The 14,341-nt window shown below is 39.7% G+C and carries 9 protein-coding genes and 1 pseudogene; 1 reads left to right on the top strand and 9 read right to left on the bottom strand.

All coding sequences use genetic code 11. The annotated features are described in order from the left end of the window. Positions 1–212 precede the first annotated feature (212 nt). Positions 213–2,021 (bottom strand): hypothetical protein, encoded by a 1,809-nt coding sequence (locus FW768_RS03145; protein ID WP_153392301.1) that lies wholly within the window; start codon positions 2,019–2,021, stop codon positions 213–215. A gap of 323 nt (positions 2,022–2,344) precedes the next feature. Between FW768_RS03145 and FW768_RS03140 the strand changes: the two genes are divergently transcribed. After that, entirely contained in the window at positions 2,345–2,869 is a 525-nt protein-coding gene (locus FW768_RS03140; RefSeq protein WP_153392299.1) for an OmpH family outer membrane protein, read from the top strand. A 109-nt stretch (positions 2,870–2,978) separates the two neighbouring features. Here FW768_RS03140 and FW768_RS03135 read toward each other — a convergent pair whose 3' ends face one another. The 8 genes and pseudogenes from FW768_RS03135 to FW768_RS03100 all read right to left on the bottom strand — a co-directional run bounded on the left by FW768_RS03135 (position 2,979) and on the right by FW768_RS03100 (position 14,284). After that, a complete protein-coding gene (locus tag FW768_RS03135) occupies positions 2,979–4,130 on the bottom strand; it encodes an efflux RND transporter periplasmic adaptor subunit (protein ID WP_153392297.1) in 1,152 nt (383 codons plus the stop codon). 7 nt (positions 4,131–4,137) lie between these two features. Then, positions 4,138–8,475 carry a CusA/CzcA family heavy metal efflux RND transporter gene (locus FW768_RS03130; protein WP_153392295.1) on the bottom strand — a complete coding sequence of 1,446 codons (4,338 nt, stop codon included), beginning with the start codon at positions 8,473–8,475 and terminating at the stop codon, positions 4,138–4,140. Positions 8,476–8,726: 251 nt separating this feature from the next. Then, on the bottom strand, positions 8,727–9,089 hold the full coding sequence (locus FW768_RS03125; protein ID WP_153392293.1) for a hypothetical protein: 363 nt from the start codon (positions 9,087–9,089) through the stop codon (positions 8,727–8,729). A 390-nt stretch (positions 9,090–9,479) separates the two neighbouring features. Continuing rightward, on the bottom strand, positions 9,480–10,127 hold the full coding sequence (locus tag FW768_RS03120) for a ferredoxin reductase domain-containing protein (RefSeq protein ID WP_153392291.1): 648 nt from the start codon (positions 10,125–10,127) through the stop codon (positions 9,480–9,482). 73 nt (positions 10,128–10,200) lie between these two features. After that, a pseudogene (locus FW768_RS03115) lies at positions 10,201–10,568 on the bottom strand (hypothetical protein). A 57-nt stretch (positions 10,569–10,625) separates the two neighbouring features. Beyond that, positions 10,626–11,405 carry a siderophore-interacting protein gene (locus FW768_RS03110; RefSeq protein ID WP_153392289.1) on the bottom strand — a complete coding sequence of 260 codons (780 nt, stop codon included), beginning with the start codon at positions 11,403–11,405 and terminating at the stop codon, positions 10,626–10,628. Between the two features lie 7 nt (positions 11,406–11,412). Further along, a complete protein-coding gene (locus FW768_RS03105) occupies positions 11,413–12,588 on the bottom strand; it encodes an MFS transporter (protein WP_153392287.1) in 1,176 nt (391 codons plus the stop codon). Positions 12,589–12,670: 82 nt separating this feature from the next. Further along, entirely contained in the window at positions 12,671–14,284 is a 1,614-nt protein-coding gene (locus FW768_RS03100) for a Na+/H+ antiporter (protein WP_153392285.1), read from the bottom strand. Positions 14,285–14,341 lie beyond the last annotated feature (57 nt).

The following is a 14,341-nucleotide window of genomic DNA, read 5'->3' as shown; positions in this document are numbered from 1 at the left end:
ATTTTCAGTAAGTTATAGATTGTTTTATCGGAGATAAAATCCTTGCGTCTTATACCATGAAGCTGATTAAAAAATAGCGACTTTGCGTAACTCCAACAAAAATCTGTGAGCATAAAAAAAATCTCAGATTTTGCAGATTACAATATTCATAGTTCTAATGAAAAACAGCCTTCTTCCGAAAGCTGTTTTTATCTATCAATTAAAAAGACCTGTTACTTTTCAACCTGAGGAATCTCAATGGCTGTAAGTTCCAGTTTATGTTGCTGCAATTGCAGATTTATAGTATCCAATGTGTTTTTAAAGAAAGACGTTTTTTTAAAAAGATCGCTATAATACTCTATCCCCTCCAGCATATTCTTTTTGAATGCATTCCATTTTTTAGTCTGTGCATTGGTCATCGTTACAGAAGAATTTTCGATTTCTTTCTTTAAATAGGCCACATACATTTTAAGTTCGTTGATAAACATATTGGGACGTTGTTTATCAGGAAGGATATTGGCATTTCCATAGATATGCTGTACCATTTCTGACAGGGAAACTTCCTTATCAAAGAAAGCAAGGTTCGGTCCGGGGCATATTACCACACCCTGTTTTTCTCCTTTTATCCGGATATTCTGTTCCATATAAGCTGAATTTACCAGCCCTACACACAGGCAGGCTTTATCGGTAATCTGTGCTTTTCTTTTGTTAAAATCTTCAGCAGATAGTGTTTCCTGTTCAGTCTGTAGTTCTTGTAATTTGATATCCTGATACTTTTTTGAAGCAGTACAGATCCCTTCTGATGAGAACTCTTTGCTTAATGCCAGCAGCTTTTTGGGACATGAGCTTCCGTATCTTCCAGCTTTTTCTTTCTGATGTTTTACTGCTTCATTGGATGTTCCCCGTATGGTATTGAAAGGAACTCCTAAAGGAGACATATTGCTCGTGTAATAATCCTGTTCTTTAGCTTCTAAAAGAAGTTTTCTGGTTTCAGGATCTACAGAAGTTGCTTCCGGAACCAGTAGGAATGGTGAGCCCCATCCTACGCTGTCCACATGATAGTTTTCAAGAAGAAAGTCATGTTCTTCTGAGGTACCCACTCCGCCCTGAACGGTAATTTTCATTTCTAACGGCTGAGAAACGGCATATTTTCCTTTCTGTTCCAGTGCCGCAGTCATTAAAGAATGAGCAGACTGGATCAGGTCGTTCTTTTTCTGCTTAAATTCTTCCATAATAGGTCCAAGCAGAAGTCCATCCGTGGCAAATGCGTGTCCTCCGCAATTCAGCCCCGACTCTATTCTGTACTCTGAAACCCAGAGCCCTTTTTTGGCCAGAAAATTACCCTGAATCATGGCTGAACGGAAATCACTGACTTTAAGGATTATTTTCTTTTTTATCACTCCGTTCTGATCAGGAAAGAAGTCTTCAAATTCTTCAAGATAACTGTAAAGGCGAGGATTCATCCCGGCAGATAAAACTACGGAAGAAGACAGCTTACTGTTGGCAAATCCCCGCAATGAAGCATGGGCGTCATTGTAGATCACCGGAAGCTGTTCGCCATTTTTATAATTGTCCTTATCCACTTTCGTCATGATATTGACATCTATACTTCCGGGCATTAAATTGGTTTCAATAAAATTTCTGATCCCACAACCAAAATGATCTTTCTGGCTGATAAGATTCTGAAGCCCGGCTTTCAAATCTGAACTATTGGGAAGAATTGAGATGAAGTTTTTTAATGCTTCTCTATTTCTGCTGATTTCCTGTTTGAATGATTCAAATTTTTCATTCACGATATCATCTACCATATCCAGATAGTCCGTAATTCTCTTGGCTCTGTAATCTTCCATTTTCGTGGAGATTCCCAGATAATTGAGATTAAATTTTTTGTTATAAAAATCTTTCATTTTTTCTAGGATCTCATCATCAATAATAGAGATCACGGAAGAAATTCCATATTGCGCAACACGAATCGGGCTGTCTATCGTATAGGCAAGCCCCATTACCGGAATATGGAAATTGTGTAAAGGTTTTTTTGTCATATTTTTTAATAAAAGTTCTTCATTAATAATACACTAAAATCCTTTTTAAACTAATTCACTCCTTAAATATAATGCTTTAACATGAGTTATGCATAGAATACTATTTTTAAAATTAAAAACCTGCGAAATATCATTGTTTTGGCAACGGATCCCGGATAAATGTATCGGGAACACTCTTTATTTCTCATATGAAAGTCGAGAAGTTAGCAGATTTGCTGGTTTTCAATCCTATGGGCTATAAGGAACAAAGGACATAATGAGATAATAATTAACCCCATCTGTCGTTCTTTAGATCATTAATAACCTTTAATACTCATTATACCATGAAAAACCTGAAAACACTCTTCACATTTTTAGTATTCTTATTTTTCAGTTTCAGCAGCGCACAGAAAACCGGTTATGTAGATATTCAGTACATTTTGGAGAAAATGCCTCAGTATAAAGAAGCAGAAGCAAGATTAAATGCCCAGATTAAAACATGGGAGCTGGAACTTCAGCGTTTACAGTCAGAGTACGAAATGAAAAAATCAAATTTTGATAGCGAAAAGGTTTTATTGGTCGGTAATCAGCTGAAGATAAGAGAAAAAGAAATAGAGGAACTTGAAAAAAGCATTAAAAATACAACCAGCTTAAGGTTTGGATCTAACGGAGAAATTACGACCCTCAGAAAAAACCTGATCATTCCCTTTGAAGACCAGATCCATAACGCGATCACCATAGTTGCTGAAAAGAATGGGCTGAGTACAGTCCAGAACAAAGACAGCAATATCTTTTATCTTCAAAAAAGGTTTGACTATACAGAAAAAGTACTGGAATTTCTTTTAAAAGGAGCATCAGTAAAAAAATGATAACAAGAAATAAATGAGCATCATAAAAGTATAAACAAAAAAAGCAAAAAAGACAGCCTGAAACTGTTTCTCTTTTGCTTTATAAGTATAAGAAATAGATGAAGTACCTTTACTCTGCTTTGTTTTTAAGCATCATCAGCAGGCCGTAGGCTCCTTTCTGTACTATTTTTTTATTCTTCAGATGTTCCGCTTTTAAGATTTCTGTAAACTGATCATCTGAAATTCCGACAGTTACAGGAATCATTTTATACTGTGACTTACCAAGGTCTTCGAAAACATAGTTTTTATTCTCAAAAGACACCACAGATTCATTGGGTAATCCTTCCGTATAACGGCTGCTGATCACCACTTCAGCATTAATGTACATTCCTTTTACAAACTCGGAATTGGCGGTCGATAATTGAGCTATAGCCGTAGCAGAGCCTCCGTTTTCGATATTCGGAACAACGCTTATGATTTTGGCATTGGATTTCAATTCAGGATTCTGGTTGCTGTATACCAGGATCTCCTGCCCTGTTTTGATATCATTCACATCATTTTCAAATACCTTTAATTCCAGTAATAGTCCCGCTGGATTAATCAGTTCAAATAAAGTATCGGAAGGATTTACATATTGTCCGTTATTCACCAGGATTTTGCTTACAAAACCACTGAAAGGGGCATACACATTAATTCTGCTTCTGATATTTCCGGAATTAAGCCCTTTGGCACTGATCCCGATAATTCTAAGCTTTTCCTCCAGCCCTTTTAAGGCTGCATTAAGCGTGGAATAATCTGCCTGAGCCGTCTGTAAGGTTTTATCGCTGCTGGCTTTGCTTGTATTAAGATCCTTCTGGCGATTTAAATTCAGTCTTGCCGATTCCAGCTGGGCTCTGGTGACCAGATAGTCCTGCTGAAGCTGTATAAACTGAGGGTCTTCCACTACCGCAAGAACCTGTCCTTTACTGAAACGGCTTCCACTGATCACATTAATCGATTTGATATGTCCGCCCATAATACTGGAAACCGAGCTGATATGTGACGGAGCAATTTCTGCCTTTCCATTCAGCCTTACCAATTTTTCCATATTTCTGTTCTGGATGGAAGTGGTAGTCAATCCTACGGACTGAAGCTGTTTTTCCGAAAGATGAACCGTATTTTCATTGCCTTGGGCAAATTTTTTGTTCTCGTAAACAGTTTTTTCTTCTTCCTTTTTCCCGGAGCATGAAGATAAAACTAAGGTTAGACAAAGACTATATATTGATATTTTTTTGAAATGCATTCCGCTGTTATTTTGAAATTAAGAAATTAAGTTCCGCTCCGGTTTGGTTCAGCTTTTCCAGCTGGTCGATATAATCTGCTTTGATTTTAACAGCCTGGTTGACTAAAATTACCCAATCCAGATAATCGATTTCCCCGACCTCCATCTGCTTCCGCGCAGCATTCAGAATCGTTTCGGATTTAGGAAGCTGTTTCTGTTCATAGTTTTCAATGATCTTTTCCAGGTTCATATAATTACTGATCTGCTGTGAAAGCCTGTTTTTAAGCTCAATTTCTTTACGCTGATACTGATTTTCGGTAACAACGATTTTAGCTTCGGCAGCCTTAGTCAGGGCCCGCTGACCTTTAGTAAATACAGGAATTCCCACACCCACCTGAACAGAATTAAAACGGCTGTTATTGATGTTTTTCATGCTTTGGTTGGTATATCCAATCATAAGTTCGGGCAAAAGTCTGCTCTTTTCCAGCTGAACTTCAGCTTCACCGGCTTTAATCTGTTGTTGAAGATATTGCAGTTCAGGATGCTGCTTTACCTGGTCATCGGAAAGCTGAAGATTTACACCCATCAGCACTTTATCTGCTACCGGCTGATAAGGTATTTCGGACTGAAGGAGTAACTGAAGCTGTAGTTTGGCGATATTCAGATCGTTTTCAAGGGAATTCAGCTGTATTCCGGCCTGTTCTTTCTGTAAGACAGCTGTTGATTCTTCCAGGATATTGGCTTCTCCCTTCTTCAGTCTCAGACTTGCTTTTTCTGAAAATTGATTATACAGACCGCTGATGTATTCCAGGACTTTCTTTTTTTCCTGAAGAGTTAAAATCCTGTAAAATACATCAGAAACTTCTTTTGTAAGCTGATTTTTTGTAAGTTTCTGATTGATTATACTGGCATTCCATTCCGCATTCAAAAGCTGTTTTCTTTTTGAATACACGGTCGGAAAGCTGAACCTCTGTGATATGGTAAACGAGTTATCAGTTTCCTGCCCCTGAATCTGTCCTACAGCTCCGGAAAGTTCAAGCTGTGGAATATCAAGGTAACTGGCTTTCAGCTTTTCCTGATAATCAGACATTAATTTTGAACTCTTTAAAGTTCCGTTCTGCTGATAGGCCTTTTCCAGAGCCTGCTCAAAAGTAATGGTCTCCTGAGCACTGACTCCCCCAAATGAAAGAAGTAAGGCGAATACAGACAGCTTTTTATAGTTTACTTTTTTTGAAAATTTCATTTTACTTTTATTAATATGTTCAAACAGGACGTAAAGAATAGGCAGGACAAATAAGGTAAGGAGTGTCGCCAGCATAAGACCACCGATCACTACGGTTGCCAATGGCCGTTGTACTTCTGCACCTGCCCCATTGCTTAATGCCATCGGAAGAAACCCCAGGGAAGCTACAAAAGCGGTCATCAGAACCGGACGCAACCTAATTCTCGTTCCCATCAGTACAATTCTGCTTGTATTCTGTATTCCATTGTTTTTTAAGCGGTTGAATTCTGATATTAAAACGATTCCGTTAAGTACAGCAACCCCGAAAAGTGCGATAAATCCAACTCCGGCACTGATGCTGAACGGCATTCCTCTTAAAGCAAGAAAATAAACTCCGCCAATCGCCGATAATGGAATAGCTGTATAAATCAGAAGACTGTGTTTTACCGAACCGAACGCAAAGAACAGCAGCAGGAAAATCATAACCAGGGAAATCGGAACAGCAATTCCCAGTCTTGCTTTGGCCTCATTCAGATTTTCAAAAGCACCACCATAAGAGATCGTGTATCCTGATGAGAGTTTAAGACTTTTATCTGCTTTCTGCTGAAGCTCTTCCACAATGCTCTGAACATCTCTTCCGCGTACATTGAATCCTACCACAATTCTTCTCTTGGTATCTTCTCTCTGGATCTGATTAGGGCTGTTTTTCAGTTCCACTCTGGCCAGTTGAGACAAAGGAATCTGTTCACCGGAAGGCGTAGGAACCAAAAGATTCTGAATGCTTGAAATATCTTTCTTATGCTCATTATCCATACGCACGACGATATCAAACTTCCTTTCTCCTTCATACAAGGCTCCGGCTGTCTGCCCTGCAAAAGCCATATTGATCACCCTGTTGATTTCTGCCACAGAAATATTGTAACGGGAAAGTTCTGCCCGGTTATAATCAATAACGACCTGTGGGGCTCCTACAACAGGTTCCAGATAAAGATCCTGAGCTCCTTTTACCGTATTGATAATACTTCCCAGCTTTTTCGCATAAACCGCAAGACTGTCCAGGTCTTCACCGTAGATTTTGCATACCACGTCCTGGCGTGCTCCGGTCATCAGCTCATTAAAACGCATCTGTACGGGGAATTGAAATCCTGTAGTAAGCCCCGGAATAACCTGAAGGGATTTACTCATTTTTTCAGAAAGCTCTGGGAAAGATTTTGCAGAGGTCCAGTCTTTTTTAGGCTTTAAAACAATGATCATATCTCCGGCGTCCATTGGCATTGGTTCTGTAGGAATCTCGGCACTTCCGATCTTGGTAACTACTTTTTCTATTTCGGGAAATTCCTTTAATAAAATTCCGGCGGCCTGCGTAGTTATTTTTTTGGTTTCATTGATATTACTGCCCTGAAGAATCCTCATTTCAACGGCAAAATCACCTTCTTCTAATGACGGAATAAATTCTCCTCCCATCCTGGAAAGTGTAACAACAGCACCCGCAAAAAGAACCAATACCCCAAAAATGATTGATTTTTTATATTTAAGGGCTTTGATCAGGAGTTTCTGATGACCAGCCTCTGCTTTGGCCATTACCTTATCTGAAATATTATCTTTTACTTTTTTCTTTCTGCTCAGTACCAGGGAGCTCATCATCGGAATATACGTTAATGAAAGAAGAAACGCACCAACCAGGGCAAATGCAACAGTCTGTGCCATAGGTTTGAACATTTTGCCTTCAATTCCCTGTAATGTAAAGATCGGAAGATATACAATCAGGATGATAATCTGTCCGAAAACAGCACTGTTCACCATTTTCGCAGCAGAACCGGAAACCTGGGCATCCATTTCTTTTTTGCTGAGAATATTATCTTTTCCGAAATGTTTTTTATGCGCGAGCTGGTGAAGTACAGATTCCACAATGATGACGGCCCCGTCCACGATGAGTCCGAAGTCAAGAGCACCGAGGCTCATCAGGTTGCCTCCTACTCCGAAAATATTCATCATAATAATGGCAAAAAGCATGGATAAAGGGATCACCGACGCTACCAACAGTCCTGCCCTGAAGTTTCCTAAAAACAGAACGAGAATGAAAACAACGATCAAGGCCCCTTCCATTAAGTTTGTTTTTACAGTACTGATGGTATTGTTTACCATTTTTGCACGGTCAAGGAAAGGTTCTATTACTACTCCTTCGGGAAGTGACTCCTGAATCTTTTCAAGCCTCTGCTTAATATTCCCGATCACTTCATTGGCATTTTCACCTTTCAGCATCAGGACAATTGCTCCGGAAACTTCTCCTGTGTCATTGTAGGTCATCGCACCATACCGGGTTGCAAATCCGATTTTTACGGATGCTACGTCTTTAATGTGTACCGGAATTCCTTCTTTCGTATCTGCCACCTGAATATTTCCGATATCTTCCTTACTCCCTAAAAGTCCTTCACTACGGATAAAAAGTACAGTTTCTTTTTTCTCAATATAAGCGCCACCCGTATTCTGGTTATTCTTTTCCAGCGCTGCAAATACATCATTAATATTAATATTGAAGGCCTGAAGTTTATTAGGATTGATAGCAATCTCATACTGTTTCAGTTTTCCTCCAAAGCTGCTGACATCTGCCACTCCTTTTGTTCCTAAAAGCTGACGTCTGATTACCCAGTCCTGAATGGTTCTGAGTTCTGTTTCATCATATACATGTTCGTAACCTTTTTTAGCCCGTACAACATACTGGAAAATTTCACCAAGACCTGTTGAGATAGGTCCCAGTTCCGGTTTTCCAATCCCTTCCGGAATATTTTCCTGAACAAGCTGAAGACGTTCCTGTACCTGCTGGCGTGCCCAGTAAACATCTGTATTATCATCAAAAACTACAGTTACCAGAGACAGTCCGAAACGTGAAAAACTTCGCAGCTCGGTAATTCCGCTGATATTGCTTGTAGCCTGTTCGATAGGAAATGTTACCAGCCTTTCAATATCTGCAGCTCCGTAAGACGGGGCTGTGGTAATGACCTGTACCTGGTTGTTGGTGATATCCGGCTGAGCATCGATAGGAAGCTTCGTAGTTTCATAAACCCCAAAAAGGATAAGCCCGATGGTAAAAAGAGCAATGATGAGTTTATTCTTTACAGAAAACTCAATAATTTTATTTAACATGAAAAATTTGGATTGATTATCCGGTGTACTTTATAAAGCCCTTTTCAGACTTTTGTTTCAGCTAAAATTGTAAATGCTTTAGTTTTGAAGAACAAACATGGTATGTAATATTCCTTTACAAGGACAAGTTATTCCACACCATTTTCAGTGTTTAAAGCGGAAAAAGTACTTTTATGTACAACGGATTAATTAATGGATAATAAGAATTGACTGCTTAAAGCTTAAGCATTAATTTTTAATATAAAGGACCATTAAGACTGCCGCGGAGGCTGGAAAATTCTGGAAAGATAAAGACTGGGAAAGTCTTTTTCCTGATAAGATGTTTTTTTCTGGGAAATAATGATTTCCTTAGGTTTTTCGATCTGAAAGTTGAGTTCCGGAAGCTGGGCTTGTACCATTAATACAACCGGAGGGTTAATAAATGGCAGTTTCTGGTCTGTATCCCAGTCGGAATCTTTTTTGTGATTGTCATAGTGCTCCATGACAAATTCAGCAAAATTTCCTTCATATTCCATAAGGTGCTCTACGAAGACAGGTACTTTGAGTACTTCCGCCGCATTAGTGGTAGCAAACACATACATCATTGAGCATACTATGGAAAACCATTTTAACATTGTTCTGCAAATATAAGGCTTAAATTTTTCCGGAAAGAATGTCTAACATTAATTTTTTGAGAATTTTCTCTTTATGATTCAGTCCAGAATAAATTAGGTTCGGGCTAAGAAAGCTGAAAGGATGGCAGTCTCTGGGTTGGAAAACGCAAGGGTGCAAAGTTTTTGATTATGCTAACGTTTTTAAGGCGAAAGAAAATCCAAGATTTTCGGCAAGTCGTGCAGTATTAAATTTTATCGGAGATAAAATCTTTGCGCCTTTTATACTCATAAAGCTGGTAAAAAATAGCGTCCTTGCGCAAACCCAACAACAGTGAATTCAAACAGACTCCTAACTTCTATTTTCTAATTTCAAAACCTGTCTATATCTAAAGTTATTATCCTGAACCGTAATCAATATATTTTCAAAATTCTGAACGAGGGATCTTTTCTGATGTACCTGGAAACAACTTCTGTAACTGATGCATTCCCTAAAATATAAGCGATGGTATTTTTTGCATTTTCCGGGAAATGATACCGGATATGCTCAATAACCTTTTCTGGTTTAACAGGCTTTGAAATGAAAAAATTCAAGGGAAAACTGTGATCCAGGTCGGGGAAGAGCTCTTCATCCTGTTCCGCATAGATCAGGCTGCTGACCGTTTTACTTACGGATAACGTCCTGTTGATCTCATATAACCGGGATAATGAAGTCACATCGCCAATCAGGAAATAATGTTCCCCTGTTTCGTCAGCTTCAGATGCGTCTGATATTTGTCTGAAAAATACAGTATCTCCTTCCTGAACGGCTTTTATCCATTGGGAGGTTTCTTCTGAGAAGGTGTGGACAGCAAAATCAGCGGTGTGGTAAACGGGTTCGTAATTCCAGAAAGGATATTGATGAACTTTACTTTGCGGATCATAATAAGGATTGGAAAAGAAAAATTCAGCCGTATTTCCCTGCTGTAAAAAGTCTGAACTTTGTATTTTTAAATGATAGGTATGGGCTGCAATTTTAGTTTTCAGCAGGACAATTCCCATGAAAATATCTAATTTGTTCATGATCTGAATATTTAAGAATTACAAAATCGGAAAACCGTGTTGTTCTAAAACATGGATTCTGGCCAAAAGAAACTTAAAGCTTGGATTTCAGCCTGCTTAAGGTCTCCTGGGAAATATTGAGATAGGAAGCCACCATTTTATTGGATAACCTGCGTACAATAACCGGATTCTCATCCAGCAGCTGGCGGTATTTTTCAAGCGCATCCTGAACCAGTTTTCAAAAGCAAAATACCGGGTAGAGTCCTGCCCTTCTTCATTGATGAAAAATATCCTGAGACAGCCTTTTACCACGAAAAAAGTCCGCTGGCTGGTCTGCCCGTTGGTAAGAAGAAGTTCATTCTTTTTCAGTCTGATAGGTTTAAAATAAGAAAGAATGGTATTCATTTCTTCATCCGTCACCGATATTTTGCTTTTAATATATGAGCTTAACAGTTCTTCCATTGATGTGAATCAGTTATCAGCAAATGTAGCAATAAATGGCTGTATTTCCTCGTTTTCTTACGGTTTCCCTTCCTCTTCAGACTGTCCGGATTTCCAATATGAACAGGTGTATAATCCATAAGGATCCCAGTTCAATTCTGTTTTGAAATAGTCTTTAATCGCTTTTATTGTGGAATATTCTGCGGCGGCGTAGATGTATTTTTTCAGTATTCCTCCGGGAAGGTCAATATTTCTGGCTGTATCTGCAAGTATGCTCCCTTTTTCAGGTTCTGCATTATGCAGCCAGTGTACAGATACATCCGCGGCAGAACACAGGATCATTTCATCTTCTTTTCCGTATACTTCCAACAGTACTTTTGCCGTAACGTAAGACGGAAGTTCTTCTACAATGGCACAGATCACCGGAAGGGCTGTTGCATCACCTATGAACAGATAGAAATCGGCATCTGGAACCAACGGCCTGGAACTTTGCTTCATTCCTACTTCAAGTGTTTCACCGGGAACAGCTGTTAAAGCCCATGCTGAGGCCGGTCCGTTGTCTCCGTGAGCGACAAAATCAATCAACAGCTCTCTGTTTTCCAGATCAATTTTACGATTGGTATAAGTTCTTGTGATAAACTCCCAATCAGCTTTGATTCGCTTTTCGTCTGATGATATTAATGATTTTGCGGGAATAAAAAGTTTATTATTGGAGCCCGATTTTACATAAGTCAGCAATTCTTCCTGCTGATCATCAATTTCAAAAGCCACGCGGATAAAATGAGGGGTCAGGAATTTTTTACCTTTAACAGTAAACTTAGAACGTATTTTTTCTGTTTTTATAGAATTTGGGGGCATATCTGTTTTATTTTTTATTCAACATGAGGATGATTAAAGAAAGAACACAGCTGACTCCCCCAAACAAATACACGGTCTGATAACTAAATCCAGTGGCAACAATCCCTGCAACGGGACCGGCAAGCCCCAGTGAAAGATCTACAAAAGCTACATAAGCACCCAAAGCTGTTCCTCTCATCTGTGGTTTTACTTTTTGAATGGCCAATACTCCCAATGCCGGAAAAACCAGTGAAAATCCTACTCCCGTTAATCCACATCCGATAACTGCACCTGTTCTGGAAGCGGATGTCCAGATCAGAAGCTGTCCGATTACCTCGATGATAAGAGAAATGAATGCAATTCTAAAGCCCCCGTATTTATCTGGAAAAGAAGCAAAAAAGATCCGGGTAAGAACATAACAGGCTCCAAAAGTCATGAAAGCCAGAGAAGCATCACCCCAGTTCCTTTCTGTGAAGAATAAAGCAATAAAAGAAGCGATACATCCAAATGCCATGGAAGAAAACGCCAGACTGATCCCCTGCCCGGAAATAGCTCCGATAACTTTATAGAAAGGGGTTCTCACGTGATCTTTATCCACTGGGATTGAAGGTAATTTCATGGTCGCGATCCAGCTTACAAAAGGTAGCAGAATAATAAGCATAAATGCTGGGAAATCGCCATATCCTTTACTGATCCAGATACCCAACGGAGCCCCGATAGCAATCCCGGCGTACATGGCAATTCCGTTCCATGTCATTACTTTTCCTGAATTGGAGGGTCCTGCCAAACCTATTCCCCAAGTTAAAGCGCCAGTAACCAGAAAGCTTTCACCTACCCCATGAATAATTCTTGCCAGCAGCAGAAACGAAAGTGCCAATGCCGGATTTTTCTGAAATGATACAGCCAGCACATAAGCGATTCCAGCGATAACAGCCAGGATTACCCCTGTCATTTTGCTGTTCTTGGCTCCTTTTGTATCTGTGATCTTTCCGGAATAAGCCCGTGTTAAAAGAGTTGACAATGACTGCAGCCCGATAACAAGACCTATCATAATACTGTCAAAGCCCAGATTCTTCTGAACAAACTCCGGCAGCACACCTAATGCTGTTCCAATGGTAAGGTAAACCCCGAACACCGATATAATGATGGGTGCGGCGGCCTGATAGAAGCTGAGGGTCTGTCCTTTTTCTAATGTTGTACTCATAAATTTGTATATAAAAATATTCGGATGCAAATGTCTTGTAAGCGGTAATGCAAAACTTTGACTTAAGTCAAAAAAGAAAAAATCATTGAACGGAAGAAATGCTACTATTGCTCAGAGTTTCCATTTCATGGTGGATTGTAGCCGTCCAGAAATCCAGTTCCCATTCTTTTTTACGGATCACTTCAAGGGAAAATTCGCCGGTATGATAGCTTTTGATCAATTCTTTTCTCTGGTGGCCGGCAAGCTGAAGTTCCAGATCATAATACACTTTTTTAAGGAAAGCCTGATCTCCGGTAGAGGCCGAATCTTTTTCAGTGTTAAGGATGTTTTTTTCTTCTTTTTCCAGCTTTTCTGTCATTTTTGTCAGGGCATGCTGTGTAGCAGCACTTTCGCTTTTAAAATTCCTCAGAAATAAGATTGATTTTTCGAGAAGCTGTCTGTTCAGTATTTCTTCATTCTGTACGTTCTGTGCTACAGGTTTTATCATTCTGATGAGCTTCGGAAGGGTAAGCCCCTGTATCAAAAGTGTAAAAAGAATCACAACAAAAGTGATGAACAGGAGTGTACTTCTCTGTTCAATTGTGATGCTATGATGAAAAGGCAGGGCTAATGCAGCTGCCAACGAAACCACTCCCCTCATTCCCGACCATGATAAAATAAGATATTCTTTTTTGGTCTGGTTCATAAAACGGTGTCGATTTTCCGGAATCTTATCGGAAAAAACGGGAAATACAGCTAAAATAAAGAGTCTGATGACGACGAGGATAATGAATATCAGAAATCCATATACTATGAGAACCGGCAGCCCGGAAACCGGAATATCTGCTATTATCTCAGGCAGCTGCATTCCAAGGATAAGAAATACCAACCCATTCAATACAAAAATGATCACCTCCCAGAAATTCCCCATCTGTATCCTGCTGCCTGCACTGAAGATGAAAAATGAATTCCAAGAAAGAAACATTCCAAGGGTGACAACAGCCAGCACTCCTAAGCAGTGTAAATGTTCTGCCATGCTATATACGGCAAAAGGCAACAGCAGAACAGCAAATGTTTCCGCATTACTCTGGTCGTTAAAATATCTGTGAAGTTTCAGAAAGAGGAAACCGGGAAGCAGTCCGGCTATGATCCCTCCCAGACTTGCTGTTATAAACTGAGTTCCTGCATCCCAGAAAGAGAAAACTCCACTGGTAACCGCTGCAACGGCACATTTATAGGCAATAAGTGCTGAAGCATCATTCAGCAGGCTTTCTCCTTCAAGGATGGTGACCAGTTTCTGAGGGATGGGAAGATTTTTTGTGATACTGGTAGCGGCAACTGCATCAGGAGGAGAAACAACAGCACCGAGAATAAATGCGAGCGGCCAGCTAAATCCCGGAATCATGCTGTGCACGGCAAAAGCAATTATTGTGGTGGTAAGAAATACCAATCCTACAGCCAGAACAGATATTTTTGAAAATTCTTTTTTAAAATCCGGAACTGAGGTATTCCAGGCCGCATCAAACAGAATTGGGGGCAATACCACATAAAAGATCATTTCCGGGCTCATTTCAATGGAGGGAACCAGCCCTGTAAGACTGAGTATAAGTCCTGCCAATACAAGCAGAACAGGAAGCGTCAGTTTAATTCTGTTTTTTACCGAAATAATGACGATTAAGATAATGGATATCCATATAATTTTTTCTAGTTCTGCCATAGCTTATTTTTTAAGCGGCGAAAATAAGCAGAAGGCGGTTCCGGAACTTTGATTTAA

The sequence above is a fragment of the Chryseobacterium vaccae genome (assembly GCF_009602705.1).
In the GTDB taxonomy this organism is placed as follows: Bacteria; Bacteroidota; Bacteroidia; order Flavobacteriales; family Weeksellaceae; genus Chryseobacterium; species Chryseobacterium vaccae.
The sequence above is the reverse complement of the archived record's forward strand: the minus strand, read 5'-3'. Positions and strand labels throughout refer to the sequence as shown.